We start from the raw sequence: 26,383 nt of genomic DNA, 5'->3' as shown, positions 1-26,383 counted from the left end.
CCGCCCGCCGCGGGCGCCCGGTCCGGCCCCTCCCCCTGCGGGGAGGGGCCGTCCGTGTTCACAGCCGGTACTCCCGCACCACCCTTCGCACCTGGGCGAAGAGCATGCCCACGTTCACCGACTTGCGGCAGACGACCACGGCGACGACGTCCTGCTGTTCCGTCATCCGCACGAACAGGTGGGTGAGGTTCTCGCTGTTGACGAGGATCTCCTGGAAGAAGTGGTTGTCGCTCTGGACGCCGCGGCGCTCCTTGAAGACGTCCTCGATCATCACCACCGTGCGGCCCTGGAACAGGTCGAGCGTCGCGCCCGCGAGCAGGTCCAGGACCTCGGGCGGATGGTTGTCGACCGTCTCGTAGGACAGCAGCATGCCGGTGGCCATGTCGACCACGCCGGAGGCGAGGCAGTCGGGGGCGTCCGTTCGCAGTGATTTGACCAGGCCCATCACCTGATCGGAGAAACCGGGGGTCATACGCTTCGTCGCCATCCCTTCAGACTCCTTCGGCGGCTTTCCTGGTGAGGATCAGGTCGATGCGGCGCAGGGCGGGCTGGGTCGCCGTGTGCAGGCGCTCCACGTCCATGCCCTCGTCGCCGAGCACGACCATCAGGGCGGTGTCTCCGACCGCGTAGAACGCGGCGCAGCCGTGGCTGCCGTAGGCCACCGTGCGGTGCAGGGCGCCGCGGGCGGTCGCCTCGGAGGTGCGGCGGGCCAGGCCGAGGCCCGCCGCCGCGAGGGCGGCGAGGCCCTCGGGGTCGATGGAGTCGGCGGTGTCGGCGGCGATGAGCAGTCCGTCGGCCGCCGCCACCGCGGTGTCGGTGATGCCGGTCACCTGCTCGCGCAGGCCGCGCATCTCCCGCGCGAGGGCTTCGTGGTCCATGTGGGCAACTCCCCTGTCTCTGATCGCATATGACCGTTCTTCTGTCCGTGGGGCCGTGCGTGGGGGTCGTGCGGGGCCGTGGGTGGGGGTGGGGGTGCGTGGGGAGGCGGGTGGGGCCGCGTGGAGGGGCGGTCGGGGCGGTCGGGGTGGGCGCGGCGGGTCATCTCGCCGTGGGATTGCGCAGGCGGAAGAACTCCTTCCAGCCGGTGCCGCCGTTCGGTTCCGGGGTGAGGGCCTCGTTGATGCCGCTGGCGCCGGGCCGCCGCCGGGGCAGGGCCGACGCGTCCGGGTCCGGCGGCCCCGCCCGCGGCGGCGCGGCGGGCGGCTCGGGTTCCCGGGGCCGCAGACCGTCGCCGTCGGCGGGCAGCCGGACCGGGATCGGGTGGGGCGCGTCCACGCACTCCAGCAGCCCTTCGCCCAGCATCCGGGCCACCTCGACGGTGACGGTGTAGACCCCTCGCCCGGTGCGGAAGGCCAGGTCGCGGGCGGTGCGGCGGCCGTCGGCGTGTTCGAGCAGCTCGCATCGCAGAGCGCCGAGGCGGGTCGCGGCGCAGGAGACGGGGGCGGGCGCGGGCCGCTCCCGGTCCGGGCGTACGGGGTACGGCAGCGCGAGCAGCGCGCGCAGTTTGCGGGACGCCTCCTGGAGCAGCCGGGTGGGCGGTTCGCCCACGGCGACGGCGGCCGGCGGGGGCCCGGCCGCCGGGCCGCGTTCGCAGCCGTCGACGCCGCCCGCGACGACGGCGAACGCGGCGTCCTGGAGGGACATCGCGCAGACCACCCGGAGCTGGGCGGCCCCGGCGTAACCGTGGGCGATCAGCCCGGCGGCCGGCCAGCGCGCCCCGCCCGACTCGCGCACCAGGGCGGCCCACTCCTCGCCGCCGATCCGCCCCGAGCGCAGCAGGAGCGCCTCCGGGCCGGGTGCGCCCGGCGACTCGACGGCGACGACCAGTCCACCGTGGAGGTGGAAGGCGCCGCCGGGCGAGCCGGACACCCGCAGCTCCCCGGTGAAGCCGTCCCGGCCGCACGCGGTGAGGTCGCGTGCGAGCAGCTCGTAGCCCGACATCACTCCCCTTGGGCCTCTCGCACATACGCCTGACGCGTAGCGCTGAGGAGGGAATGTGTATCAGCCGGGGCGCACGGTCCCGCGCGGGATTTCCGACCTGCCCCCAGCTGACGGAACTTGCCTCGCCGGGAAGCCCAATTCGCTTACGGCGGACGTTATTTGACCGAGTGGAGCACCCAGCCGGACCTCACCCCCGCCGCCCCTCGCACCCCCCGCCGCGCCTCTCCTCACCCCCCGGCGCGCCTCTCGTCGCCCCCGTCGCCGAGCACCCGGACCGGAAGCGGCCGCAGGGCCTCGCGCAGGGCGTCCGCCAGCTCCCGGTACTCCGCCCCCCTCGCCGCGCCGGTGCGCATGGCCAGGGCGACGCGGCGGGCGGGCGCGGGGTCGGCGAAGGCGCCGGTGAGCAGCTGTGTGCTGCGGCTGGTCTCGACGGTGACGGCGGTGCGCGGCAGGAGCGTGCAGCCCAGGCCGCCGGCGACGAGCTGGACGAGGGTGGACAGTCCGGCGGCGGTGGTCGTCACCGGCGCGTCCCCGCGGCCCGCCTCGCGGCAGATGTCCAGCGCCTGGTCGCGCAGGCAGTGGCCCTCGTCGAGGAGCAGCAGGTTCAGCTCCCTGAGCGCCTCGCGCGCGATGCCCTCCCGCCCGCCGAGTTCATGGCCGAGGGGCGTGACCAGCACGAAGTCCTCGTCGAACAGCGGGAGTTCGACGACGCCCGGGACGCCGAGCGGGACGGCGAGCAGCAGCAGGTCGAGCCGGCCGGTGTGCAGGCCGTCCACGAGGCCGGCGGTCTGCTCCTCGTGGACCTGGAGGTCGAGCTGCGGGTAGCGCTCGTGGACCAGCCGCAGGACGGTCGGCAGGAGGTAGGGCGCGACGGTGGGGATGACGCCGAGGCGCAGCGCTCCGGTGAAGGGGGCCCGCACCGCCTCGGCCTCCTCCATCAGCGCGTCCATCTCGTCGAGGACCGCCCTGGCCCGGACGACGAGCCGCTCGCCGGCGGGCGAGAGCAGCACCTTGCGGGTCGTACGCTCGAGGAGGGTGACCCCGAGGACCTCCTCCAGGGCCGCGACGGCGCCGGACAGGGCGGGCTGGCTCATGCCGACGGCGGCGGCCGCGTCCCGGAAGTGCAGATGCTCGGCGACGGCCGTGAAGGCGCGGAGCTGGGTCGGGCTGGGCGGCCGTCTTCTGGCCCGGGAATTACCTACGGTCACTGATAGCTTCCTCCGATCAATTCGATCGAGTGTAGCCATTTCCTGAATCAATGCACCCTGTGCCACGATCGGCGTCGTCCAACCCAAGGGAAGCGTCCGCGATCCGGACACTTCCTCGCTGCAAGGAGAGCGTGTGCTCACTGTCGGTGACAAGTTCCCCGAGTTCGAACTGACCGCCTGCGTCTCGCTGGAGAAGGGTGCGGAGTTCGAGCAGATCCACCACAAGTCCTACGAGGGCAAGTGGCTCGTGGTCTTCGCGTGGCCCAAGGACTTCACCTTCGTCTGCCCGACCGAGATCGCCGCGTTCGGCAAGCTGAACGAGGAGTTCGCCGACCGCGACGCGCAGATCCTCGGCTTCTCCGGCGACTCCGAGTTCGTCCACCACGCCTGGCGCAAGGACCACCCGGACCTGACCGACCTGCCGTTCCCGATGATGGCCGACTCCCGGCACGAGCTGATGCGCGACCTCGGCATCGAGGGCGAGGACGGCTTCGCCCAGCGTGCCGTGTTCATCGTGGACCCGCACCGCGAGATCCAGTTCACGATGGTCACCGCGGGCTCCGTCGGCCGCAACCCCAAGGAGGTCCTGCGGGTCCTGGACGCCCTCCAGACCGACGAGCTGTGCCCCTGCAACTGGACCAAGGGCGAGAGCACCCTCGACCCGGTCCAGCTGCTGGCCGGGGAGTGAGCTGAGATGTCCCTCGACACCCTGAAGTCGGCGATACCGGACTACGCCAAGGACCTGCGGCTGAACCTCGGCTCGGTCATCGGCAACTCCGAGCTGCCGGCCCAGCAGCTGTGGGGCACGGTGCTGGCGACGGCGATCGCCTCGCGCTCCCCGATCGTGCTGCGCGAGCTGGCGCCGGAGGCGAAGGCGAACCTGTCGCCGGAGGCGTACACCGCGGCCCGGTCGGCCGCCGCCGTGATGGCGATGAACAACGTCTTCTACCGCACCCGTCACCTGCTCTCGGACCACGAGTACGGCACCCTGCGGGCCGGTCTGCGGATGAACGTGATCGGCAACCCCGGCGTCGACAAGGTCGACTTCGAGCTGTGGTCGTTCGCCGTGTCCGCGATCAACGGCTGCGGGATGTGCCTCGACTCCCACGAGCAGGTGCTGCGCAAGGCGGGCGTCTCGCGCGAGACCGTCCAGGAGGCCTTCAAGATCGCCTCGGTGATCCAGGCCGTCGGCGTGACGCTGGACGCGGAAGCCGTCCTCGGCGACTGACCCGCACGGCCGGCGTGCGCGGCCGGCCGTACGCGGCCGCGCGAAGGCCCCGCACACCCTGGGCGGGTTCTATTGATCCCCGCAACACCCTGGAGTTCAGGGAGTTGCGGGGATCGTGGATTTTGAGGTGTTGAAGGCGAAGTTCTTCGAGGCGCTGGATCGGGAGGACGGCGGCATCACCGCTGCCGCTCGCGCAGTCGGAGTGAACCGCAATACGGCGTTCGGATGGGCCCGTCAGGCCGGTGTCCGAGGTCGCGGCAAGCCCGGCACATCCGGGCATCCCGGTCGGGCGGAGTACGAGCGGCTGCGTGCGGCCGGAGTCCATCGCCGCGATGCCGCCGCGCAGGTCGGCGTCCACGAGCGCACCGCTCGGGACTGGGACCAAGGGATCCGGCAGATCGGCCACTCGCGCCTGCATGCAGACGGCCGCCTGATCGACTATACGACCGGTGTGATCACCATCGTTACTGCCGCGTCGAAGCCGTCCGTTGCCGCGGTCGAGGCCGGGCTGCACCCCCGTTTCCTCACCGTGGCCGAGCGGGAGCTGATCGCCGACATGCGCCGTGAGGGCCGCTCGCTGCGCGCGATCGGACGGGCACTCGGCCGGCCGGCCTCCACCGTCAAGCGTGAGATCGACGCCCGTGCGGTCAACGGCGTCTACCGGCCGCACCAAGCCCAGCGGGCATGGGCGAAGAGCCGGTCGCGTCCAAAGGACTCCAAGCTGGCCCGGGAAGGAGCGTTGCGCGACTTCGCTACGGCCAAGCTCCAGGAACGCTGGTCGCCCGAGCAGATCTGCCACGCTCTGCTCATCGAGTTCCCCGACGACGAGAGCATGCGCGTGAGTCCGGAGACGATCTACCAGGCCATCTACGTCCAGGCCCGCGGCGGACTGCGCCGCGAGGTCGCCCTGGCGCTGCGCACCGGACGCACCCGCCGCAAGCCCCACCGCAGCCCGGAGCAGCGCACTCGCCGCTTCGTCGACGAGATGGTGATGATCTCCGAGCGGCCGCCGGAGGTCGAGGACCGGGCTGTTCCTGGCCACTGGGAAGGCGATCTGATCGTCGGCCCCCGCAGCGAGAGCGCGATAGTGACCCTGGTCGAGCGCTCCACCCGCTACGTCCTGCTCGGACATCTGCCCGGCGGGCACACGGCCGAGGAAGTCCGCGATGTGCTGGTGCCGCTGATCCAGACCCTGCCCGAGCACCTGCGTGGCTCGCTGACCTGGGACCAGGGCTGCGAGATGGCCGCGCACAAGCAGTTCACCGTGGCCACCGGCGTGCCAGTCTACTTCTGCGACCCCCACTCGCCCTGGCAGCGCGGATCGAACGAGAACACCAACGGCCTGCTGCGGCAGTACTTCCCCAAAGGCACCGACCTCTCCGCGCACAGTCCCGCAGACCTCGAACACGTTGCCCAGCAACTCAACGGCCGGCCACGCAAAACGCTCGGCTGGAGAACCCCAGCCGAGCGCCTGCGTGATCTACTGACGGCCGCATAAGCCATCAGGTGTTGCGAGGACCCCGAGAATCCGCCCCTGAGGGTGTGCGGGGCCTTCGTCGTCGTCAGGCGTGGTCCGGGGCGGGGGGTTCCGTGGCCGGGCCCGGCGGGGCCTCGGCGGCGCCGCCCGCCGGGGCCGCCGTCACGGGGGCCACGTTCGACGCCGTCGCCCCCCGGGGACGAGGAGCCTGCCGCAGGGCCTGCTCGCGGGAGTAGGCGTGCAGATAGCCCACCACCGTGTTGGTGACGGCCACCAGCGGCACCGCCACGATCGCGCCGCCGATGCCCGCCACCATGCCGCCCGCCGCGACCGACAGGACCACGGCGAGGGGGTGGACGCGCACCGCGCGGCCGAGGATGAACGGCTGGAGGATGTGGCCCTCGATCTGCTGCACCGCCAGCACGACCGCCAGCGTCATCACCGCCGCGAAGACGCCCTGGGTGACCAGCGCGACCACGACGGCCAGCGCGCCGGAGGCCACCGCGCCGACGAGCGGGATGAAGGAGAACAGGAAGATGAACACGGCGAGCGGGACCGCCATCGGCACGTTGAGGAAGTAGATGCCCAGACCGATGAAGATCGCGTCGATCAGGGCGACTATCACCGTGCCGCGCACATACGCCGTCAGCGTGGCCCAGGCCCGCGGACCGGCCCCCGCCACACCCGGTCGCGCGGCGGCCGGGACCAGCTTGAGCGTCCACTCCCAGATGCGCCGGCCGTCGTAGAGCAGGAACAGGGTCGAGAAGAAGGCCAGCAGGATGCCGGTCAGCGCCTCCACCACGACGGTGACGCCCTCCAGACCCGCCGAGGTGATCGAGTCGGTGTTGTTCCCGATCGCGTCCCGCAGGTTCTGGGCGATGCCGTTGATCTGCTTGTCGGTGACGTGGAACGGGCTGTTCAGCAACCAGCGGCGCAGGTCGTCGATGCCGTCCTGGACCTGGTCGGAGAGGTTGTCGATGTTCGCCATGACCTGCCAGGTCACGAACCAGCCCATCAGCCCGATGACGACGAACCCGAGGATCGCGGTCAGCGCGGTGGCGGCCCCGCCGGGCACGCCCGCCCGCTTCAGCCGGGCCACCGTGGGCTGCAGGAGCGCGGTCAGGAGCAGGGCGACGACGAACGCCATGACGACCAGCTGGATCGCGCTGATGACTCTTATCAGCACCCACAGCGTCCCGGCGAGCACCAGCAGCCGCCAGCCCGCCTCGGCGGCGACCCGGACCCCCCACGGCACCGCCTGCGCGGGGTCGGGGCGCGGAACCGGGGTCACGGGCTCGTGCGGGAACTCCTCGGCGGCGGGCGCCGACGCCTTGGCGGCCGCCGGTTCCTGCTCGGCGCCCTCGCGCTCGACCTCGGCACGCCGCTCGTCGAGCCGCTCACTCATCTCGCTCAACCCGGCGCCGAGCCGGCCGAGCCACCCTGGCACTCGCGACATGATCCGTCCTCTTCCCCCGTCTCTCCCCACCACTCCCCCTGGAGTCGTCGGTCACGGCCGCTGTCGACCGTACAGGGCGAAAGCCCCTCCCCCGGAGACGGGGAGGGGCTGCGCGGGATCGTGCGGGACCGGAGCGGTTCCCGGCACCGGGTGGCGGGCCGTCAGTAGGAGTGGTTGGCCTGCCAGTAGTCCCAGGCGCCGCAGGGGCTGCCGTAGCGGTCGTTCATGTAGTTCAGGCCCCACTTGATCTGGGTGGCCGGGTTGGTCTGCCAGTCGGCGCCGGCGGACGACATCTTGGAGCCGGGGTAGGCCTGGACGAGACCGTAGGCGCCGGAGGAGGGGTTGACGGCCTTGTAGTTCCAGCCGGACTCCTGCACCACGATGTTGCTGAAGCACTGGAACTGGCCGCCGGGGACGATCTGGCGGGCGATGGCCTGCACCTCGGAGGTGGAGTACGACCCCTGCTGGACGAAGGTCGAACCGCCCGAGGCGGACTGCGTCCGGGCGCCGGCCTTCTCCTTGGCGCGCTCCTCGGCCTCCTTGGCCTCTTTCTCGGCCTTCTCGGCCTTCGCCTTGTCCTCGGCCGCCCGCTGCTTGGCCACCGCGTCCTTGGCGGCCTGCTTGCGGGCCGTCTCCCACGCCGCCTTCTTGGCGGTGGCGTCGGCGGCGTTGGCCTGGACGTCGGCCTGCTGGGACAGGGAGGCGGTCTGGACCTCGACCTGCTCGCCTACGGGTAAATCAGCGAGCAGCGTCGAGCCGCCCGTCGCCTGGGCGTCGTCGACGGGGTGCAGGGCGTTGCCCTGGGCGACACCCATGACGGCGCCCACGGTGGTGACCGCGGTGGCCGAGGCCACGGCGAATCCCCTGGCGGATATCGGGCTCACTCGGATTCCTTCTGCTGTGTCATCAGATGCATCAGATGAAGGGGAAGGACGGCCGGGGCCGCCCCCGCGCTCAGTACCAGTGGTTCGCCTGCCAGAACGACCACGCCTCACAGGGGCTGCCGTACCGGCTGTTCATGTAGTTGAGGCCCCACTTGATCTGGGTGGCCGGGTTGCTCTGCCAGTCGGCGCCGGCGGACGCGTACTTGCCGGCCGGGAGCGCCTGGAAGAGGCCGTAGGCCCCGGAGGAGGCGTTGACCGCGTGGTAGTTCCAGCTGGACTCGTGGTCCACGATGTTGCTGAAGCACTGGAACTGGCCGCCCGGCACCATCTGCGCCGCCATCGCCTGGATCTGCGCGGTGGAGTAGGAGCTGAGGACCGGGAAGTCACCGGCGCTGCGGCTGGCCTTGGCCTTGGCCTCGGCGCGCTCCTTGGCCGCCTTCTCGGCGGCCTTCTTCTTCGCGACGGCCGTCTCGGCCGCGGCCTTGCGGGCCGCCGCCTCGGCGTCCTTCTTCGCGCCCTCGTCCGCGGCGATGGCCTGGTAGCCGGCCTGCTGGGTGAGGGACGCCGTCTGCACCTGGGCCTGCTGGCCGACGGGCAGATCGGCGAGGAGCGTCGCGTCGCTCGCCGTCGCCTCTGCGTCGTTGGGCTGCGCGACGCTGCCCGAGGCAACGCCGACGACGCTTCCGACAGCGGTGACCGCCGTGGCCGAAGCCACTGCGAATCCCCGGACCGAGATCCGGCTCACACGGTTTTCCTTCCAGCATCGTCCGCTTCGTTGACCCTGGCGGACGCGATCGTGCCCTTGACGCTGGTCTCCGAACTGCGGGGTCACGGGAGACACGGGCCCGGTGGGCAACTCCCGGAAGGGGAGCGCCGCGTGGTGCTCGGGCGGCATACGACGACGCTATGGAGTTGGACAGTGGTGCAACTGGGTTTCCGTACCCCTGCGGGTACAGGTGTGCCGTATGCGGGGCCTGACAGAACCGAGACTCTGCCGTAACCCGACACCGCAAGGCAATTCCGGGTTGCGTGTGAAAGCTCACACCTGCGGAGGCCCCTGGGTTTTCGCGAAACCCCCACACACGCGGGCGCCGCCCGGCTAGGCTCACAGCCTTTGCCGAGCGGCGCCCGCCGCCGAACCCCGGGATACCGGGGCGGACCGATCAGATCTGCCCGTCCTCCAGCATTTCGGTCACGAGCGCCGCGATCTGGGACCTCTCGGACCTGTTGAGCGTGACGTGCGCGAAGAGCGGATGCCCCTTCAGTTTCTCGACGACGGCCACGACGCCGTCGTATCGCCCCACCCGCAGGTTGTCCCGCTGCGCGACGTCGTGGGTCAGGACGACCCTCGAGTTCGCGCCGATCCGGGACAGAACGGTGAGCAGCACGTTGCGTTCGAGGGACTGCGCCTCGTCGACGATCACGAAGGCGTCGTGGAGGGAGCGGCCGCGGATGTGGGTCAGCGGCAGGACCTCCAGCATCCCGCGCGCGGTGACCTCCTCGATGACATCGCGGCTGGTGACCGCGGACAGCGTGTCGAAGACCGCCTGCGCCCAGGGGCCCATCTTGTCGGCCTCGGACCCGGGCAGGTAGCCCAGCTCCTGCCCGCCCACCGCGTACAGCGGCCGGAAGACCATCACCTTCTTGTGCTGACGGCGCTCCAGGACCGCCTCCAGGCCCGCGCACAGCGCGAGTGCCGACTTTCCGGTGCCGGCCCGGCCGCCCATGGACAGGATCCCGACGTCCGGGTCGAGCAGCAGGTCGAGCGCGATGCGCTGCTCGGCGCTGCGGCCCTTGATCCCGAAGGCCTCCCGGTCGCCTCGCACCAGGCGGACGCTGCCGTCGGCGGTGACCCGGCCCAGGGCCTTGCCCCGCTCCGACTGGATGGTGAGCCCGGTGTGCACGGGGAGGTCGGCGACCTCGGGCACGTGCAGACGGCCCTCCTCGAAGAGGATGTCCACCTGTTCGCCGGACAGCGTCAGTTCGGACATCCCGGTCCAGCCGGACGAGCCGGTGATGGCCAGCTCGGCGCGGTACTCCTCGGCGAGGAGGCCGACCGAGGAGGCCTTGATCCGGAGCGGGAGGTCCTTCGACACGACCGTGACGTCGAATCCCTCGGCCTGCAGGTTGCGGGCCACCGCGAGGATGCGGGAGTCGTTGTCCCCGAGGCGGTAGCCGGTCGGCAGCACGCTGGGGTCCGAGTGATTGAGCTCGACACGGACGGTGCCGCCGAGTTCCCCGATCGGGATGGGGGCGTCGAGGCGACCGAACTTCACCCGGTAGTCGTCCAGCAGCCGGAGGGCCTGCCGGGCGAAGTAGCCGAGTTCCGGATGGTGCCGCTTGGCCTCCAGTTCCGTGACCACGACGATGGGGAGCACGACCTCGTGCTCCTCGAAGCGGGTCATGGCGTTCGGGTCGGCCAGCAGGACGCTGGTGTCGAGAACATAGGTGCGCCGGTCTGGCATACGGCGCTTTGTGCTGGTCACCACGGAAGGACGTACCCCCTCGGATGAGGTCGGGGAGCGACGGAGTGGAGTCAGGGCCGGAAGGGTGGAGAGAACCAGGCCGGTGCTCGAATGCCCTGCACGGGCCGAGAACCGGCGCCCCGCTGCTTGTTCCGTGCCGTGACCGCACGGTCGGGCTGGTGCAAAGGGCCTCCCGGGCGGACGGCCCCGTGCCGTCCGCTGAGATCCGACACCCGTGGTTCGGGCGTCGACCTGCTTGGCTTATGCCCTCGAACAGGCGCGACCATGCCACGGCATATGACGGCGAGGCGGTGAACTCCACGTTACTTCCGCCCCGGAGGGGGTATACGGAGCGCCCGCGCCGGGGCCGTGGCAGGGGTGTGCGTCAGCCGCCGTAACGCCGGTGGCGGGCCGCGTAGTCGCGCAGCGCCCGCAGAAAGTCGACCTTGCGGAAGGCCGGCCAGAAGACCTCGCAGAAGTAGTACTCGGCGTGCGCCGTCTGCCACAGCATGAATCCGGACAGCCGCTGCTCGCCGCTCGTGCGGATCACCAGATCGGGGTCCGGCTGGGCGCCGGTGTAGAGGTGACGGCCGATGAGGTCGACGCTGACGGAGTCCGCGAGGTCCTCCATGGAGGTCCCCTTCTCCGCGGCGTCCACGATCATCGAGCGGACCGCGTCGGCGATCTCCTGGCGACCGCCGTACCCGATGGCGACGTTGACCAGTATTCCGTCGACGTGGGCGGTGGACTCCTCGGCCTCCTTCAGCGCGGTCTGCACGTGCGAGGGGAGGATGTCGGGGGTGCCGACGTGGTGGACGCGCCAGCGGCCGTCGGCGGCGAGGGTGCGCACGACGTCCTCGATGATGCCGAGGAGGGGGACCAGCTCCTCCTGGGGGCGGTCGAGGTTGTCCGTCGACAGCAGCCAGAGGGTGACCACTTCGACGTCCGTCTCGGTGCACCAGCCGAGGAACTCCTCGATCTTGTCCGCGCCCGCCCGGTGACCGTGTTCGGTGGTGGAACCCGCGGCCTTCGCCCAGCGCCGGTTGCCGTCCATGATGACGCCGATGTGCTTGGGCACCTGAGCGTGGTCCAGGTGGCCTTCCACCCGGCGTGCGTACAGCCTGACCAGAAGGCCGCGCAGCTTGTCGCGCAGGTTCACGTGATTGTCAGCCCCTCCGTACGGTGCGGTCCCCGCGGGGCGCAGCCTACCCCTGTGCGCACTTGGGCAGAAAAACGGGCCGGTCCGTGGGGGGGAGACGGACCGGCCCGAGGGGGGGTTTCCACCATAACCCTTCGTGAGGGATGCCGCGCGCATCGGCGCGCCACAACTACTCTCCGGAGTCGCGCGGCGACGCCCCGGCGGCCGTCGCAGGCATGGTTCCTGGGTGGTTCATGGCCGGAAAAGGGCTGATTCACAGGGGATTGATCCCCGACACCGAAGAAAGCTCAGGTTCGGCGGCACCTGGGCCTCACCGACCCCCCGCCCGGCCGTCCCCCTGACGGGCTAACCCGGCCACGAACGCCCGCTTGACGCGAGCGTCACCGCGCGGCCCCCTCCACTGCGCGGTGACGTCCACGCAGCTTTGCTCACGCGAATTGCCTGTGCTTGAACTTACGTGAGGCGGAGCGTCGATGTGGACCACACGCGATAACGATGTGGAAACCTCGTGGAGACCGCGCTCGGCCCGATCCGGCCGCGGACGGCCCGACCGGTCGTTCCCGGCCGTCCCCCGCCCCGCTCCCCGCCCCGTCCCCCGCCTTGTCAGCCGCGCCGGGCCTCGACGAGATGGCGCGTGCTGTGGGCGACGAACGGACCCTCGGCCTCCATCCGCTCGTGCAGGGCGCGCAGCCGGGGCCGGTACGCCTCCACCGTGAAACCGGGGACCATCCACACCACCTTGCGCAGGAAGTGGACGACGGCGGCGATGTCGTGGAACTCGACGCGCAGCCGCTCCGCCCGCAGGCCGACGATCTCCAGCCCCGCCGCCTCCGCCGCGGCGCGCTCACGGTCGGGACGGCGGTCGGCGCTCACCCCCTCCGGCTGCGGTCCGAGGAAGTACTCGACCAGCTCGAACACGCTGCGCGGGCCGACGTGTTGAGCGAAGTAGATCCCGCCGGGCCGCAGGACCCGGGCGATCTCGTTCCAGAGGGGCCGCACCGGATGCCTGCTGCTCACCAGGTCGAAGGCGGCGTCCGCGAAGGGCAGCGGGGCGTCCTCCGCGTTCGCGACGACCGCGATGCCGCGCGGCCGCAGCAGCGCGGTCGCCTTGGCGAGGTTCGCCGGCCAGCCCTCGGTCGCGACGGTGAGGACGGGGGCCTTGGGGGCGGCCCGGCCGAGGGCGAAGTCGAGGACCTCCCCTCCCCCGGTCTGCACGTCGAGCGCGGCGTCCGCGCCCGCCAGCCGCGCGGCCAGCGACATCGCGTACCCCCAGGAGGGCCGCGCCTCGGTGGCGCGCCCCTCGAACCAGGAGAAGTCCCACCCCTCGGTGGGGACGGCGGCGCCTTCGGCCACCAGCCCCTCGAAGAGAGCAGACTCGTCACGCCCGTCGTCCTTCTTCATCAGGGGATCGTCCCAGAGGGCCGATACCGAACGCGTGCGAATTTCGACCCTCGGGCCCCTCAGCCCTTTTCGTCCACCTCGACCGTGACCCGCGCGCCCGCCTCGACTCCCCACCCCGCCATGGCCCCCGCCTCCGCCTCCAGCACGTGCCGGGCGCGCGGCCGCGGCAGGCCCAGGCGGCCGGGGCGCATGGTGCGAACGGCGAGGACGGTGAGGTCTGCGCTCAGATAGGCCACGTCGATGGGAATGCGCATCCGGAACGTGTGGATGCCGGAGGCCGGGGTGAGCATCATCGCTCCGTCGACGGCGTCCCGCCCCAGCAGCCCCCTGGTGCGCGCCCGGTAGGACGCGGCGACCTCCAGCGGGACGATCGCGAGGGTCCCGCCGTCCCCGTGCACCGTCAACCGGCCCCGCCCGTCACGCCAACGCCGCCTCATGTCCCACCTTTCGCGTCGTCCAGGGCCTACCCTTCCGACCGTCCGCCGAGTCCGTCCGTGGTCCAGCGAGGTGCGTGATGCGCAAGATCGTCCTGATGATGTCGACGTCCCTGGACGGTTACATCGAAGGCCCCGACCGCGACATCTCCTGGCATCGTGTCGACGAGGAACTCCACCGGCACATGAACGACGTCGTCCGCGGGCTGGGCGGGCTGCTCTCCGGCCGGGTCACCCACGAGCTCATGGCCGGCTTCTGGCCCACGTACGACTCCGGCCCGGACGTCGATCCCGACGGGGCGATGGCCGAGTTCGCCGGCATCTGGCGGCAGATCCCGAAGTACGTGTACTCCCGGACCCTGCGGCACGCCGACTGGAACACGGTGATCGTCCGGGAGGTCGTGCCCGACGAGGTCCGCGCCCTCACCCGGCAGCCGGGCGGCGACCTGGGGCTCAGCGGCGCCGACCTCGCCGCCGCCTTCCTGCACCACGACCTCGTCGACGAGATCCGCGTGTACGTCCACCCCGTCCTCGTCGGCCGCGGCACACCCCTGTTCCCCCACCCCGACACCATGACGCCCCTCACCCTGCTCGACTCCCACACCTTCGGCAACGGAGTCGTCCTGCTGCACTACCAGCGTGCGCGTGAAGAGGCCGTGCAGACCGACGGGGAAACACCGGTCCCCTAGCCGAACACTGCTTTACACTCCCTTGATCCTGGCAAAGCCCCGACCAAGTCCACGGCCGGGCAACGGGGGAGGGACGGCGGAACATGGCGTGGGACGAGTGGGAGCGGCGAGCGGACTCGCTTCCCACGAGGGCGCCCGTGACGACGGAATCGCCTTCGCTCACAACTCGGCCAAGGTGAACGGCATCCTCGACGAGTCCCGGGCACACCAGATTCGCGAGGAATTCAAAGACGACGAGACCGCCCGGAACCTCGCGATGGAAAAGCAGGGCGAGTGGCGCAAGACGATGGCATCAGGGGGCGTCGCGGCAGGTGTTGCGGCTGTGACGGCGGGCGCGACGGCCGTGTTCCTGGGACCGGCTGCCGGCGTGGTCGCCGCCACCGCGGTCCCCGTCGTCGTGGAGGTCGTCGGGTCCACCCTCGACACCGGATACGGAACTCACACACTGCAATACCTGGAGGACAACGAGTACAAGAACGACCCTGAGGCGCTGCGGTCGGTGCAGGGCCTCGAGGCCGCCGGCGAGCGCGGTGCCTGGGTGCCTGTGAACAACTACGCCGACGCCATAGGTATGACACAGGCAGAAAAACTCGAGCTCAACCGGGAGATCGAGGGTTCGTGCAGGGATGGGAAGGACGCCATCTCGGACGCGGAGAAGGTGTCGCAGTGAAGCCCGTCCGGAAAAAGCTTCCCCCCGTCTGCGTGGTGGCCGCGGTACTGGCCGTTCTCTCCGCGTGCTCCGGTTCGAGGGACGGCGATGGCAGCAAGGCCAGAAATGACGCCCCGGTCGGCTGGAGCGCCTGCAACGCGCTGTTCGGTGCCGACCGGATCGACGCCCTCCAGGACGAGATGGGTGAAGGGACCTGGAGACCCTGAACCATGCCGTCCCCGTGGACGAGTTGATGTCCGACCGGGCTGCCCTCACTCGGCGCTGGGAACCCGGCAGGGAGTTGAGCCTGCGCACCACGGACCACCCTTGCGACCTGGGCGTGGACAACACCGGCAAGCGGTTCAACTCGTACGCGACCTGGGCATCGGACATGCCGGCGAACATCAAGGCCAGGAAGGCGGGCCTCGGTTGGAAGCCCGCAGGCAGCGACGCCTTCGTCAAGCGAGAGGACGCGGGCCTGCGCGTCATCGCCGTGTTCCCCTGCAAGATCAAGAACTCCCATGAGGACCAGGAAGCCGACCTCCCCTTCGAGGTGGAGACCGAGGTCAAGAACGTGCCCGACTTCGACACGAAGCTCCTCGATGAGTTGACCGTCCAGTTCGTCCGCGCACTGGCCGAGGGGCTGCCGTGCACCAACGACCTGCACGTCCCGGACGCCCTGTAGGTGCGCAGGGGTCGCCCGTCGCCCTCACCGCTCCTGGGTCGCATGCGGACGGTGAACGGCAGTGGGACGGCCGACGGGCGGCGACACGTGCCGTGCAGATCCTCGCGGCATGGGCGGCCCGTCGGCTCGCCCCGGCGGGCCGCCCTTCCCACGCCGGCATTCCCGCTTGGCGGATGGGCGAGGGGACCCCGCCGGTCAGCTCGCCGTGCGCGGGAACGTGACCTCCACCCGGCGGTTCTTCTTACGGCCGGCCTCGGTCGAGTTGTCGGCGATCGGGTACTGCTCGCCGTAGCCGCGGACCTCGAAGGTGATGTCCGGATCGTTCAACTGGCCCGCGAGCTGCGCCTGGACGGCGTCCGCCCGCTGCTTGGACAGGACGTCGCCGTGGGCGGCGGAGCCGAGGTCGTCCGTGAAGCCGAAGACGCGGACGACGGTCGTGTGCTGCTGCTTCTCGATCTCCTCGGCGATCCTGGCGATGCGGGACCTCGCCGCCGGGCCGAGCCGTGCGCTGTCCTTGCCGAAGAGGACCTCGGCCTGGAGGGCGAACGTCACGTCCGCGTTCGTGTCCTCACGGCGTTCGTCCCCCGACTCGTCCTCGACGACCTGCTTGATGTCGAGCACCTTCGGCTCGGCGAGGGTGCCGCCCTCGGGCAGCTTGAGGTCGGGGTCGTTGGGGTCCACCCGCACGGGCGCGGTGGCGGTGGGCTCGGTGCCGGGGGGCACGCTGGGCGAGGTGTCGGCCCGCACGACGGGCACGGGGGCGGCGAACACGACGGTGAGGGTGAGGAGGGAGAGGGTGAGGCGTGGGTTCATGAGCGGCCTCACCCGGAGATCGCGATGTCGGCGGGCGCGAACATCGGCATCTGGAAGGACACCTCCGACGTACCGGAGGGCGGTGCGGGGAACTGCATGAACACCGGTACCGCGTCACCGGACTTGATGCTGGAGACGCCCGTGGTGGTGAGGGGCCTGCCGTCCGTGTCGCGCAGGACGTAGTAGCGCTTCTTCCCCTTGGAGTCCACCAGGGTCGCTCCGCCGAACGAACGCCCGTTCCTGATGATCTCCGTCTCGTTGCCGCTCAGCTGGGCCGGGATGGTGAGCAGCTTGGCGCTGTCGTTCTTCAGGTCCGCCGTCACGGTGACGAAGCCACCGGAGTCACGCACGGCGGACGTGATCTGCAACAGCAGGCCGCTGGGCCCCTTCAGCTCGGCCAGGGGCTCGTCCGACTGCCCCTCCTGGGCAGTGGGCGCGGGGGCGTCCCCCTTCGACGCCGGAGCCGACGCCGACGCCCGGGGCTTGTCGTCGCCGCCCCCTCCGCCGCACCCGGCCACTCCGAGGACCAGCCCGACCACAGCAGTCAGTGCGGTCGTCCTCCTGACGGCCTTCGCCGTGAACCGCATGCTCATCACGCTGTTTCCTTCGCTCGTCGTTCGCTTCTCAGTCGGCCAGGTGGACGTCGAAGAGGTCTTCGGGGCCGGGGAGTTCGGTGGGGCGCTCGGGATCGGGATGCCATTCGACGCCGTCGCAGGTGAGCGTGGGCAGTGGTGCGTCGGCGGGGGACTCGCCAGGCAGCTTGAACGTGCAGGCCGGTTCGATCACCGCGGTGGCGGTCGCCTTGGCGTGCATGTTCTCAGTCCCGGGGACGATGGAGTCGCCGACGGATCTGGTGCTCTCCACGCGCACCGTGTAGCCGGGCAGCGCCCCCTCCGCCCGCCCGCACGCCAGGCGGGAGGCGTCGTTCTGCGCGGCCAGCCGGTCGGCGCGGTCGCAGCCGTCGAACACCGCTTCCACGGCGTGGAAGACGTCCTGCCACGTGTCGGGGTCGTCTACGTTCCTCACCCATTCCTCGGCGAGCTGGTCCCTGGTGTCCAGGGCCGCCGCGAGCGCCGCGGCGTCGGCTGCCGTCTGTGCGCCGTTGCGGTTCGCCCCGGCCTGGCCCACGGCGAGGTAGGCCAACGCCAGAAAGAGCAGACCCGCCACCACCGTGATGTAGATGGGGAAGGCCTGCCCTGCGTCTGCGGATCGCGAGGACCTCGTCAGCCCGAGATGACTTCGTTGATCTTGTCGGTGATCGCGTTGTAGATCGTCTGACCGATGTCCGTCCCCGTGATCGCCAGGACGATGGCGACGACCACCGCGATGATGCCCAGGTACTCCACCGCCGTCTGGCCCTTGTCGCTGCGGGCGGACCGGGCCTGGAGGCGTGCGACGGTGGTGTGGATCCAGTTCCAGTTGGTCATGCTGTTCCCCTCCGGGTGTCGCGTGACCGGCTCGCTCGGCGCCGGTGCCGATGTCGGCCGTTCGAGCGTAGGCCTCGACGCGCGGTCCGGATAAGGGCCCGCGGGCCCAATCGCGGGCCCAATCGCGACGCGTCATCGTCCGTCACCCCACTCCTCGCCGGGACGCCCCCGCCGTGCCCAGCCACTTGGCGGCGGCCTCGGAGCGGCTGCTGCTGTGCAGCTTGGCGAAGATGCGGTTGATGTGGTTCTTGACCGTCTTCTCGCTGATGAAGCAGGTGGCGGCGATCTGCCGGTTGTTCATGCCCGACGCGATGAGATCCATGATCTCCGCCTCCCTCCCGCTGAGCGCTCCCCGTGCTCCGGCCTCCATCCCCGATGCTCTCATGGATGGTTGCAACTGCGAAAGCGGTTCGGCTTGAGTCATGGAATATAGGGGGTGATCACTCACTTTGTCGTGTGCAGTCGCACTCTTCTTGAGGTGGGCCAGGACGGCCGTCGCCGCTGTCGGCGTGAAGTGGGCCCGGCCCAGCGCGACGTCCCGCACCGCCGACACCAGCTCCTGCACGGTGAACTCCCCGTGCACCAGGTAGCCCCCCGCCCCACCGCGCAGGGCCGCCTCGACGACCGCCGCCTCGTGGCTGTACGTCAGCATCAGCACGTGGGCGGTCCTCGCCAGGTGCGGCAGGGCCGAGAGGCCGTCCACGCCGGGCATGCGGACGTCCAGCAGGACGACGTCGGGCCGGTGCCGCAGGGCCGCCTCGCAGGCCTCGCGGCCGTCCGCCGCCTCCGCGACGACGGTGATGTCGTCCCGGTCGCGGAGCAGGGCCGTCAGACCCGCGCGGACCACCGGGTTGTCGTCGGCCACCAGCACCCGCACGGGGGCGGGCCGGGGCGGCGGGGGGAACAGGGGGTGCACGGCGCCCGGGTGCGGCGTTCGGTCCGGCATGACGTGGCTTCCGTTCGGGTGGGGGGTGGTGTCGTTCACGGGCGGGATCCGGTCAGGGGGAGTTCCAGGCGGACCTCGGTGCCCGCGCAGTGCGCGCCGGGGCCGATGTGGATGCGGGCGCCGATGGCGGCGGCCCGTTCCACCATGCCGACCAGGCCGAAGTGGCCGTCGCGGCGGAGTTGTTCGAGCGTGGCGCCGTCGGGCAGGCCGCGTCCGTCGTCGCACACGCTGATGCACAGCGCGTCGCCGTGGACGCCCGCTCGGACGTCGACGCGCGTGGGACCGGCGTGGCGGCGCACGTTGTCCATGGCCTCCGAGGCGATGGTCAGCAGATGGCGGGCCACCGCGGGCGGGACCGGCAGGGTCGCCCGGTCGCCCGTGGCGTGGTAGCTGGCCGGCAGGCCGGTGCGGTCGGCGAACGCCCGTGTGCGGGCGGCCAGTTCCGGCAGGACGTCGACCTCCCGCGCCGGATCAGGGTCGTCCCGGCGCAGTTCGGTGAGGAGTTCGCGGGACTCGGCGGCGGCTCGGCGGGCGGCGCGGGCCACCAGGTCGGCGTCCTGCCGCACCCGTGCCGGGTCCATGCCGGGCGAGCCCGCCGACCGGGCCAGGGCGTCCGCCGCGAGGGCCACCCCCTGGAGGGTCTTGGCCACGGAGTCGTGCATCTCCCGGGCCAGCCGCGCGCGCTCGGCGGCGACCGCCTCGGTGACGGCGAGCCGGGCCCGGACGGTGGTCAGCGCCTGGGTGGCCGAGCCGAAGCGCAGCATGAGCCGGCGCAGGGTGGAGCCCATCGCGCCGGTCACGACGCACAGGCCGGGCAGCAGCAGCCGCTCCGCGACGCCGGTGTCCGGGCCCGGCCGCAGGGCCGCGTGGACGAGCAGCAGTATCAGCGACTGGAGGGAGGCGAAGCAGGCCGCGCCCCGCCAGCCGTACACGAGGCCGGCGAGGAGCGGGGTGCAGACGCTGACGTAGGCGAGGGTCGTGTCCGGGCCGGCCGAGACCAGCAGCAGCGCGCCGAACAGGGTGTCGACCGCGAGGAGCGAGGGGTGGCGCAGCAGCAGGGGCCCGAAGCGCTCCCAGTCGCGGAACAGGAGGTAGGAGCCCATGAAGGTGACGACGACGGCCGCGCCCACCAGCCGCGCCCCCGTGCCGGGCGCGGCGTTGAGGAGCGCGGACGGCGCGGCGACGGCGATCATCGCGAGCCGGAACCCGAACACCTGCCGGCACAGCGCCTGAAGCGCGTTGACTTCGAGGGAGACGTCCGCCAGTCCCCCGGAGGCTTCGGCGTCCCCGGCCTCCCCGGCGACTCTGGCGTCCAGAGCGACTCCGGCGACCCCGCCGTCCCCCGCGACTTCGGCGGCTCCGGCAACACCGCCGGGCCCGTTGCCCGCCCCTCGGCTGCCCGCCCCTCGGCTGCCCGCCGCTCGGACGCCCGCCGCTCGTGCGAGTGCCGTTCGTGTGATCGCCGCCATCGCCGTCTCCCCCTCGCCCTAGTCGCCCGTGAGGGGGCTGAAGTCGGTGCCCGAGCCGAGCAGGAGGCCCGCGCCGAGCAGGAGCATGGTGGCCGGGACCATGAACGTGGTGATCATCAGGGTGGCGCGGGGCACCGCGCGGGCCGCCTTGCGGCGGGCGTTCTGCGCGTCCGTGCGGCGCATGTCGCGGGCGATCGACACCAGGGTGTCCACGATCGGAGCGCCGAGTTCCTCGCCCTGCTGGAGCGCCGTCACGAACATGGCGACCTGCTCGGAGTCGTTGCGGCGGCGCAGCTCGGCGAAGGCCTCGCGGCGGCTCACGCCGAGGTCCATCTGCCGCAGGGTGATGCGGATCTCGTCCGCCCAGGGCCCCTCGTACCTCGACGCGACCCGGCCGAGCGCCTGCCGGAAGCCCAGCCCGGCGCTCACCACGACGGCGAGGACGTCGAGGAAGTCGGGCAGCGTCCGTTCGATGACGTCCCTGCGGATGCGGATCGCCGCCCAGATGCCGACCTCGGTCCAGAACGCGGCGAACGCGAACAGCACGAGGGCCAGGACGAGCCGGCCCTGGAGGAGGAAGACCAGTCCGCCGAACCCGCCCAGCGCGCCGTACACCGCGCGCCGGGCCGCGTACCGGTCGATGGTGAGGCCGCCCGGGTTGCCCGCCAGGTCGATCTTCCTGCGGTACCGGGCGACCTGCCGGGGGCCCATGAGGCGCAGCACGGCGGGCGCGTACCGCATGCCCATCCGGTCGACGAGGGAGTCGACGGCGCCGGTGCGGGTCGATCCGACCTCCAGGGCCAGCGCGAGGTCCGGGGGCAGCTTGGCGTCGGCCCGGTACATGCGGATCCCGGCGAAGACGCCCCAGACGCTCAGGCCCATGACGGCCGCGAGCAGCAGTTCCATGGTTCGTGCTCCCTTCCCCGGGCCTCAGACGTCGATCCGGGACATGCGCCGGATGAGGACGAAGCCGACCGCGTACAGCGCGAAGGCGATGATGACCGCGCCCTGGCCGACCGGTGAGCCGGTCATGCGTTCCAGGGCGCCGTCCTTGACCCCGTTCATCAGGAAGAGCGAGCCCACCCCCAGCACCGGCACCGCGTAGGCGGTCGTGTTGACCTGGGACAGCTGGGTGCGCACCTCGCGCCGGGTCTCCTTGCGTTCCTCCAGGGTCTCCGTCAGGTTGCGCAGCGCGCCGACGACCTGGCCGCCGGCGCGGTTGGAGAGGACGAGGGTGGTGACGAGGACGACGAGTTCGCGGGACGGGAGGCGGTCGGCGAGTTCGCCCAGGGCGTCGTCCATGGAGTGGCCGAGTGCCAGCTGGTTGGCCACCTTGGCGAGTTCCTCGCCGGCCGGCGCCTCCAGCTCCTCGGCCGCCATGCCGACCGCGGTGCGCAGCGCGAGTCCGGCCTGTGTGGCGTTGGCCAGGATGCGGGCCAGTTCGGGGAGTTGGTTGATGAACTTCTCGATGCGTTTCTGGCGCTGCCAGTTGAGGAACTGCCAGGCGGCCCAGACGCCGAGCAGCCCGGCCAGCGGGCCGAAGAAGGGGGCCAGGGCGGCCTGTCCGACGAGCCACAGGCCGGCCACCGCCGCCAGCATGCAGGCGGAGAACTCGCCGGGTGTCACGTCGAGTCCGGTCGCCGCGAGCCTCAGTTCCAGCGTGCGGCCGGCCTTCGTGCGGCGCAGCCGCCGGTCCAGGCCGCGGAACCGGCGCCGGCGGCCGGCGGCGGCGGTCTGCCCGGCGTGGGTGAGGCGTTCGACCAGCTCGGCCCGCTGCGCCCGGCCGCGTTCGTGGGCGCGCAGGCCGGCGACGGCGAGCACGCAGGTCAGCAGGGCCAGGCCGGTGGTGAGGGTGGTCAGGGTGTGCAGGTCCATCGACGTCACCGGGCTTCCCTTGTCGTCAGTTCGTGTGCGGCTCGCGCCACTCCGAAGGCCTGGGGGATGGGCTGGCCCGCCATGTAGAGGCGGTCCGCGGTGCGGCGCGGGAGCGGGAAGTACTCGAAGGCGCCGTGGACGAGGCCGTCGGCCGTCATCGGCCGTGCGTGGAAGCGGGCGATCGTGGCCAGCCGGTACGGTTCGCCGCCGTGGCTGTCGAGCAGGGCGATCTCGGTGACGCGGCGGGCGCCGTCGGCGAACCGGGTGAGCTGGACGACGACGTCCACGGCGCTGTTGATCTGGTCGTGGAGGGCGACGAAGGGGATCTCGACCTCCGACATCGAGGCGAGGGTCTGAAGCCGCATCAGGGCGTCCTCGGCGCTGTTGGCGTGGACGGTGGCGAGCGAGCCGTCGTGGCCCGTCGACATCGCCTGGAGCATGTCGAGCGACTCGCCGCCGCGGACCTCGCCGACCACGATCCGGTCCGGGCGCATCCGCAGCGAGTTGCGGACCAGGTCGCGGATGGTGATGCGGCCGTGGCCCTCGACGTTCGGCGGGCGCGACTCCAGGCGGATCACATGGGACTGCTGGAGCTGGAGCTCGGCCGAGTCCTCGATGGTGATGATGCGTTCGCCGTCCGGGATCAGGCCGGAGAGCGCGTTGAGCAGGGTCGTCTTGCCGGTGCCCGTCGCGCCCGAGACGATCACGTTGAACTTGGCCTGCACCAGGCCGGCGAGCAGGTACAGCATCTGCTCGTCGAGCGAGCCGAAGCCGGCCAGCTCGTGCAGGGTGAAGGAGCGGGGGAAGCGGCGGATGGTGAGGACGGGCCCGCTGAGCGACAGCGGCGGGATGATCACGTTGACGCGCTCGCCCGAGGGGAGGCGGGCGTCGACCATCGGGTTCGTCTCGTCCACCCGGCGGTTGACGGTGGAGACAATGCGTTCGATCGTCTGCATCAGCTGGTCGTGGGACGCGAACCGCAGGGGCAGCTGCTCGACCCGGCCGCCGCGCTCGACGAAGATCGCGTCCGGTCCGTTCACCATGATCTCGGTGATCGAGGCGTCCTCCAGCAGCGGCTCCAGGATGCCCAGGCCGAGCGCCTCGTCGACGACCCGGCGGATGAGCTGGGCGCGTTCCGCCGTCGACAGGACCGGGCCCTCGCGGCTGATGATGTGCCCGAGGACCCGTTCCAGGCGCGCCCGGCGCTCGGCCGCCGCGAGCGAGCTCATCTCGGCGAGGTCGATCTCCTCCAGGAGTTTGGTCCGGTAGGAGGCGACCAGATGGCCGTCCTCGCCCCGCCCGTTCTCCTCGGGGGAGCTGATGCGCGCCCGCAGGCTCATGTCGGATGCCCTTCCCTCAGTGGTCGACCGGCATCGTGGCCGTCCGGTGGGCCTCGAAGTCCCCGACGCCGGGGATGACGGACGGGATGGTGACGGTGGACGTGACCCGGACCTCGTCGCCGGAGTAGGCGGACGCGCAGGCGGCGTCCAGCCAGCTGCTGACCGCCCGCGCGCAGTCCCCGGCGTAGTCCCTGTCCAGGGACGCGCTGCGCGCCCCCGTGCGGGCCGCCGTCCCCGCCTGCTGGGCGCCGTAGGCGACCAGGCCGAGCTGGACGACGGCCAGGGCGACGGCGAGCAGGACGGGCAGGAAGCCCAGGTACTCGATGGCCGCCTGGCCGCTGTCACGCCCGCCCCGCCCGCCCCGACGGTCCCGTCGGTCTCGGGAGGGGTTCCGCCGCCGTCCGCGCCCTCGGTCCGCCAGGTACGCCATCTCAGTCGCCGTCCTCTTCCTCGACCGCGCCCGCGTGGGCGCGCACCGGGAACGGGAAGTCGATCAGGCCCGGGACCAGGACGGGGACGTGCAGCGTGACCTCGGCGGTCACGAAGCCGCTGCCGCCGCAGCTCACGTCGGCGCCGCCCTGCCACGCGTCCCCCAGCTTGTCCCTGCCCGCCTGTGCGCAGGCCGCCGACCGCGCCCCCGGATGCGCCGCCGTGCCCGCCCGCACCGCCTCGTCGGCAGCGTTCCCCGCGAGCGTGTACGTGTATCCCAGGAGGACGAACTGCCATACCACCACCAGGGTCACGATGATCGTCGGGAGCATGCCGAGGAACTCGACGGTGACCTGGCCCCGGTCGCCCGCGAGGTGAGTCCTCGTCCGCCGTGCGGTCATCTCACTCCCTCCGCCGCCGGAACCCCGCCGGGCCCCGGTCCGGGCCGCGGCCGCGCCCGCCGCTCCTGCGCACGAGGGCCGTCTCCGGCGCCCTGACCAGTCCCAGTTCGCCGGCCAGCGCCCACAGGGCCTGGCGGACGGCGCCCTTGGCGTCGAGGGCGTGGACGCGCCCGGCGTCGACCGCGGCCTGGAGTTCCCTGAAGTTGGCGGGCACGGTGGTCGCGGCGACGGCCGTGCCGGTGATCTTCTGGATGAGCGAGGGCTGGATCTCGGTGGCGCGGCTGTGCCGGTTGACGACCACGGTCGTCTCCTCCGCCTTGCGGATCTGGAGCCGGTCCCACATCCGGACGGCGCGTTTGGCGCCGCGGACGGCGACCACGTCGGGGGTGGTCACCAGCAGGGCCCGGTCGGCCAGTTCGACGGCCACCGCGCCCGCGCCGCTGAGCTGGGCGCCGCAGTCCACGACGACGACCTCGTAGCGCGAGCGCAGGGCGGACAGGATCTGGCGGGCGGCGCGGTCGGTGACCTCCTCGCCGCGCTCGCCCTCGCCGGGGGCGAGCAGCAGGGCGACGCCGGTGTCGTGGCGGAAGACGGCCTCGGCGAGGATGCGCGGCGAGATGTCGGCGATGGCGGCGAGGTCGACGACCGAGCGGCGGAACTGGACGTCCAGGTAGGAGGCGATGTCGCCGGTCTGCAGGTCGAGGTCGACCAGGGCGGTGGGGCGGCCGGAGGCCTGGGCGGCGAGGGCGAGCTGGACGGCCGTGAGGGTCGCGCCGACGCCTCCCTTGGCGCCGCTGACGGTGACGACGGTGCCGCCGGCGCCGGTGAACACGTCGCCGCCGTGGCCGAGGTGGCGCCGTACCCCGACCGACCACTGGGCGACGGCCTGGACGCGGTGGGCGAGGTCCTCGTAGCTCAGCGGCAGGGTGACCAGGCCGCGGGCGCCGGAGTCCATGGCGGCGGCGAACAGGCCGGGGCCGGCGTCGGTGGTGACGAGGATGACGCCGACCGCCGGGAAGCGCAGCGCGACCTCGCGGACCAGTTCCAGCGCCGGCACCGGGCCGATGCGCTCGTGGACGACGACGACCTCGGGCAGTTCGTCGACGGACTCGGCGGCGAGCCGGGCGAGGGTGTCCACGAGCTGGGTGGAGTCGCCGACCGGGGGGACGGGTTCGGCGTCGGGGAGCTGGCTGAGCAGGGTGGTGAGGGAACGGACCGCGTCCGCGTCGCCGACGGCCGGGAGGATCCTCGTGGGCATGGGCGGCGGCCTCTCACTTGTCCGTGGCGAGTTCGTACGTGCGGTCCCGGTCGGGGACCGTGGCGCTGCCGCCGGGTGCCACGAGGGCGAGGCGGACGCGCTTGGCGAACGACTCCGCGTACGTGATGCGCTGGGCGTCGAGGGTGGACAGCGCGAAGGTGATGGGGACGGCGTCGGTGGCCGAGCGGCCGCGGTCGTTCTGGTCCGGTTCCAGGGCCTTGATCTCTCCGACGTCGAGGACGCGGGCGCCGGTGACGATGATCTTCGACTGGTCGGGGTCGCCCTCCTTGGCGCCCTCGAAGGTGGCGTAGACGTTGACCGAGGACCCCGGGGTGATCTTGCCGGCCACGCCGGTGGCGGCGTCGACCATGATGGCGACCTCCTGCTGGCCCGGCTGGAGGGCGGGCTGGTCGACGATCATGTCGCTCTGAAGCAGCGAGCCCTTCCTGAGGGTCGTCACGGCGATCTTGCCGCGGATGGCCGCGAGGTCGGTGACGGCGTTCCCGGACAGCCAGCGCTTCGGCATCTCGATCTTCTTGAACTGGTCGGCGCTCAGGGTGGTGTAGGGCTTCACGTCGGCGCGCAGCTCGTACGCGGTGACCTCGGGGCCGACCTTGGACTTCACGTCGTCCATGACGGACAGGACGCCGGCGAACGCGCCGAGGGCGCACACCACCGACAGGAGCAGGAGAATCACGCCGCGGCGCTGACGGGAGTTCATGAGCCGGACAACCTCGTCGGGGGTCGGG

Annotated in this window: 31 protein-coding genes; 7 read left to right on the top strand and 24 right to left on the bottom strand. The window is 71.7% G+C overall.

Annotation, left to right across the window (positions count from 1 at the left end):
* Window positions 1–58 precede the first annotated feature (58 nt).
* The 4 genes from OG802_RS22825 to OG802_RS22810 form a co-directional block, all read right to left on the bottom strand.
* Window positions 59–487: a hypothetical protein gene (locus tag OG802_RS22825; protein ID WP_329413170.1), complete on the bottom strand. Its 429-nt coding sequence runs from the start codon at window positions 485–487 to the stop codon at window positions 59–61.
* A gap of 4 nt (window positions 488–491) precedes the next feature.
* Complete coding sequence (locus OG802_RS22820; RefSeq protein ID WP_329413169.1) at window positions 492–878, bottom strand: roadblock/LC7 domain-containing protein; 387 nt, start codon at window positions 876–878, stop codon at window positions 492–494.
* Window positions 879–1,038: 160 nt separating this feature from the next.
* Window positions 1,039–1,941: a MarR family transcriptional regulator gene (locus tag OG802_RS22815; protein WP_329413167.1), complete on the bottom strand. Its 903-nt coding sequence runs from the start codon at window positions 1,939–1,941 to the stop codon at window positions 1,039–1,041.
* Between the two features lie 227 nt (window positions 1,942–2,168).
* Window positions 2,169–3,149 carry a LysR substrate-binding domain-containing protein gene (locus tag OG802_RS22810; RefSeq protein ID WP_329413166.1) on the bottom strand — a complete coding sequence of 327 codons (981 nt, stop codon included), beginning with the start codon at window positions 3,147–3,149 and terminating at the stop codon, window positions 2,169–2,171.
* 133 nt (window positions 3,150–3,282) lie between these two features.
* Between OG802_RS22810 and OG802_RS22805 the strand changes: the two genes are divergently transcribed.
* The 3 genes from OG802_RS22805 (at window position 3,283) to OG802_RS22795 (ending at window position 5,875) form a co-directional block, all read left to right on the top strand.
* Window positions 3,283–3,837 (top strand): peroxiredoxin, encoded by a 555-nt coding sequence (locus tag OG802_RS22805; RefSeq protein WP_329413165.1) that lies wholly within the window; start codon window positions 3,283–3,285, stop codon window positions 3,835–3,837.
* Window positions 3,838–3,843: 6 nt separating this feature from the next.
* Window positions 3,844–4,377 (top strand): alkyl hydroperoxide reductase, encoded by a 534-nt coding sequence (locus OG802_RS22800; protein ID WP_329413163.1) that lies wholly within the window; start codon window positions 3,844–3,846, stop codon window positions 4,375–4,377.
* A gap of 304 nt (window positions 4,378–4,681) precedes the next feature.
* A complete protein-coding gene (locus OG802_RS22795; RefSeq protein WP_329416962.1) occupies window positions 4,682–5,875 on the top strand; it encodes an IS30 family transposase in 1,194 nt (397 codons plus the stop codon).
* A gap of 64 nt (window positions 5,876–5,939) precedes the next feature.
* Here OG802_RS22795 and OG802_RS22790 read toward each other — a convergent pair whose 3' ends face one another.
* The 7 genes from OG802_RS22790 to OG802_RS22760 all read right to left on the bottom strand — a co-directional run bounded on the left by OG802_RS22790 (window position 5,940) and on the right by OG802_RS22760 (window position 13,656).
* Entirely contained in the window at window positions 5,940–7,310 is a 1,371-nt protein-coding gene (locus OG802_RS22790; protein ID WP_329413162.1) for an AI-2E family transporter, read from the bottom strand.
* Between the two features lie 161 nt (window positions 7,311–7,471).
* Window positions 7,472–8,194, bottom strand: coding sequence for a transglycosylase SLT domain-containing protein (locus OG802_RS22785; protein WP_329413160.1), 723 nt, complete (start codon window positions 8,192–8,194; stop codon window positions 7,472–7,474).
* A 70-nt stretch (window positions 8,195–8,264) separates the two neighbouring features.
* Window positions 8,265–8,939: a transglycosylase SLT domain-containing protein gene (locus OG802_RS22780; protein WP_329413158.1), complete on the bottom strand. Its 675-nt coding sequence runs from the start codon at window positions 8,937–8,939 to the stop codon at window positions 8,265–8,267.
* A gap of 418 nt (window positions 8,940–9,357) precedes the next feature.
* Complete coding sequence (locus tag OG802_RS22775; protein ID WP_329413156.1) at window positions 9,358–10,683, bottom strand: PhoH family protein; 1,326 nt, start codon at window positions 10,681–10,683, stop codon at window positions 9,358–9,360.
* A 361-nt stretch (window positions 10,684–11,044) separates the two neighbouring features.
* Entirely contained in the window at window positions 11,045–11,818 is a 774-nt protein-coding gene (locus tag OG802_RS22770; RefSeq protein ID WP_329413154.1) for an isoprenyl transferase, read from the bottom strand.
* Between the two features lie 603 nt (window positions 11,819–12,421).
* The gene (locus OG802_RS22765) at window positions 12,422–13,219 is read right to left on the bottom strand and encodes a class I SAM-dependent methyltransferase (RefSeq protein WP_329413152.1); all 798 of its coding nucleotides are present in this window, start codon (window positions 13,217–13,219) and stop codon (window positions 12,422–12,424) included.
* A 59-nt stretch (window positions 13,220–13,278) separates the two neighbouring features.
* Window positions 13,279–13,656 carry a DUF192 domain-containing protein gene (locus tag OG802_RS22760; RefSeq protein ID WP_329413150.1) on the bottom strand — a complete coding sequence of 126 codons (378 nt, stop codon included), beginning with the start codon at window positions 13,654–13,656 and terminating at the stop codon, window positions 13,279–13,281.
* A 77-nt stretch (window positions 13,657–13,733) separates the two neighbouring features.
* Here OG802_RS22760 and OG802_RS22755 point away from each other — a divergent pair, with 77 nt between their 5' ends.
* From OG802_RS22755 to OG802_RS22740, 4 genes are all read left to right on the top strand, one after another.
* Window positions 13,734–14,342, top strand: a complete 609-nt coding sequence (locus tag OG802_RS22755) for a dihydrofolate reductase family protein (protein WP_329413149.1) — start codon at window positions 13,734–13,736, stop codon at window positions 14,340–14,342.
* A gap of 175 nt (window positions 14,343–14,517) precedes the next feature.
* A complete protein-coding gene (locus tag OG802_RS22750; RefSeq protein ID WP_329413148.1) occupies window positions 14,518–15,012 on the top strand; it encodes a hypothetical protein in 495 nt (164 codons plus the stop codon).
* On the top strand, window positions 15,009–15,218 hold the full coding sequence (locus tag OG802_RS22745) for a hypothetical protein (protein WP_329413147.1): 210 nt from the start codon (window positions 15,009–15,011) through the stop codon (window positions 15,216–15,218). The genes OG802_RS22750 and OG802_RS22745 overlap by 4 nt, the downstream gene beginning before the upstream one ends.
* 14 nt (window positions 15,219–15,232) lie before the next feature.
* Entirely contained in the window at window positions 15,233–15,676 is a 444-nt protein-coding gene (locus OG802_RS22740) for a hypothetical protein (RefSeq protein WP_329413146.1), read from the top strand.
* A 195-nt stretch (window positions 15,677–15,871) separates the two neighbouring features.
* Here the strand turns inward: OG802_RS22740 and OG802_RS22735 are convergent, their stop codons facing one another.
* From OG802_RS22735 to cpaB, 13 genes are all read right to left on the bottom strand, one after another.
* Window positions 15,872–16,489, bottom strand: a complete 618-nt coding sequence (locus tag OG802_RS22735) for an OmpA family protein (protein WP_329413145.1) — start codon at window positions 16,487–16,489, stop codon at window positions 15,872–15,874.
* Between the two features lie 8 nt (window positions 16,490–16,497).
* On the bottom strand, window positions 16,498–17,082 hold the full coding sequence (locus OG802_RS22730) for a hypothetical protein (protein ID WP_329413144.1): 585 nt from the start codon (window positions 17,080–17,082) through the stop codon (window positions 16,498–16,500).
* Between the two features lie 31 nt (window positions 17,083–17,113).
* Window positions 17,114–17,716, bottom strand: coding sequence for a pilus assembly protein TadG-related protein (locus OG802_RS22725; protein WP_443055452.1), 603 nt, complete (start codon window positions 17,714–17,716; stop codon window positions 17,114–17,116).
* Entirely contained in the window at window positions 17,713–17,916 is a 204-nt protein-coding gene (locus OG802_RS22720; protein WP_329413141.1) for a Flp family type IVb pilin, read from the bottom strand. The genes OG802_RS22725 and OG802_RS22720 overlap by 4 nt, the downstream gene beginning before the upstream one ends.
* A gap of 142 nt (window positions 17,917–18,058) precedes the next feature.
* A complete protein-coding gene (locus OG802_RS22715) occupies window positions 18,059–18,862 on the bottom strand; it encodes a response regulator transcription factor (protein WP_329413140.1) in 804 nt (267 codons plus the stop codon).
* Between the two features lie 35 nt (window positions 18,863–18,897).
* The gene (locus tag OG802_RS22710; protein ID WP_329413138.1) at window positions 18,898–20,331 is read right to left on the bottom strand and encodes a sensor histidine kinase; all 1,434 of its coding nucleotides are present in this window, start codon (window positions 20,329–20,331) and stop codon (window positions 18,898–18,900) included.
* 18 nt (window positions 20,332–20,349) lie between these two features.
* Window positions 20,350–21,237, bottom strand: a complete 888-nt coding sequence (locus OG802_RS22705; protein WP_329413137.1) for a DUF5936 domain-containing protein — start codon at window positions 21,235–21,237, stop codon at window positions 20,350–20,352.
* A 24-nt stretch (window positions 21,238–21,261) separates the two neighbouring features.
* Window positions 21,262–22,206, bottom strand: a complete 945-nt coding sequence (locus tag OG802_RS22700) for a type II secretion system F family protein (RefSeq protein WP_329417313.1) — start codon at window positions 22,204–22,206, stop codon at window positions 21,262–21,264.
* A 5-nt stretch (window positions 22,207–22,211) separates the two neighbouring features.
* Window positions 22,212–23,546: a CpaF family protein gene (locus OG802_RS22695; protein WP_329413136.1), complete on the bottom strand. Its 1,335-nt coding sequence runs from the start codon at window positions 23,544–23,546 to the stop codon at window positions 22,212–22,214.
* Window positions 23,547–23,562: 16 nt separating this feature from the next.
* Complete coding sequence (locus OG802_RS22690) at window positions 23,563–23,976, bottom strand: TadE/TadG family type IV pilus assembly protein (protein WP_329413134.1); 414 nt, start codon at window positions 23,974–23,976, stop codon at window positions 23,563–23,565.
* A 1-nt stretch (window position 23,977) separates the two neighbouring features.
* The gene (locus OG802_RS22685) at window positions 23,978–24,376 is read right to left on the bottom strand and encodes a TadE/TadG family type IV pilus assembly protein (protein ID WP_329413133.1); all 399 of its coding nucleotides are present in this window, start codon (window positions 24,374–24,376) and stop codon (window positions 23,978–23,980) included.
* A 1-nt stretch (window position 24,377) separates the two neighbouring features.
* Window positions 24,378–25,634 carry an AAA family ATPase gene (locus OG802_RS22680; RefSeq protein ID WP_329413131.1) on the bottom strand — a complete coding sequence of 419 codons (1,257 nt, stop codon included), beginning with the start codon at window positions 25,632–25,634 and terminating at the stop codon, window positions 24,378–24,380.
* 13 nt (window positions 25,635–25,647) lie between these two features.
* Window positions 25,648–26,355, bottom strand: a complete 708-nt coding sequence (gene cpaB / locus OG802_RS22675; RefSeq protein WP_329413130.1) for a Flp pilus assembly protein CpaB — start codon at window positions 26,353–26,355, stop codon at window positions 25,648–25,650.
* Between the last annotated feature and the right edge of the window lie 28 nt (window positions 26,356–26,383).

The organism is Streptomyces sp. NBC_00704, from assembly GCF_036226605.1.
Classification (GTDB): Bacteria; Actinomycetota; Actinomycetes; order Streptomycetales; family Streptomycetaceae; genus Streptomyces.
This window is presented reverse-complemented; position numbering and strand designations above follow the sequence as displayed.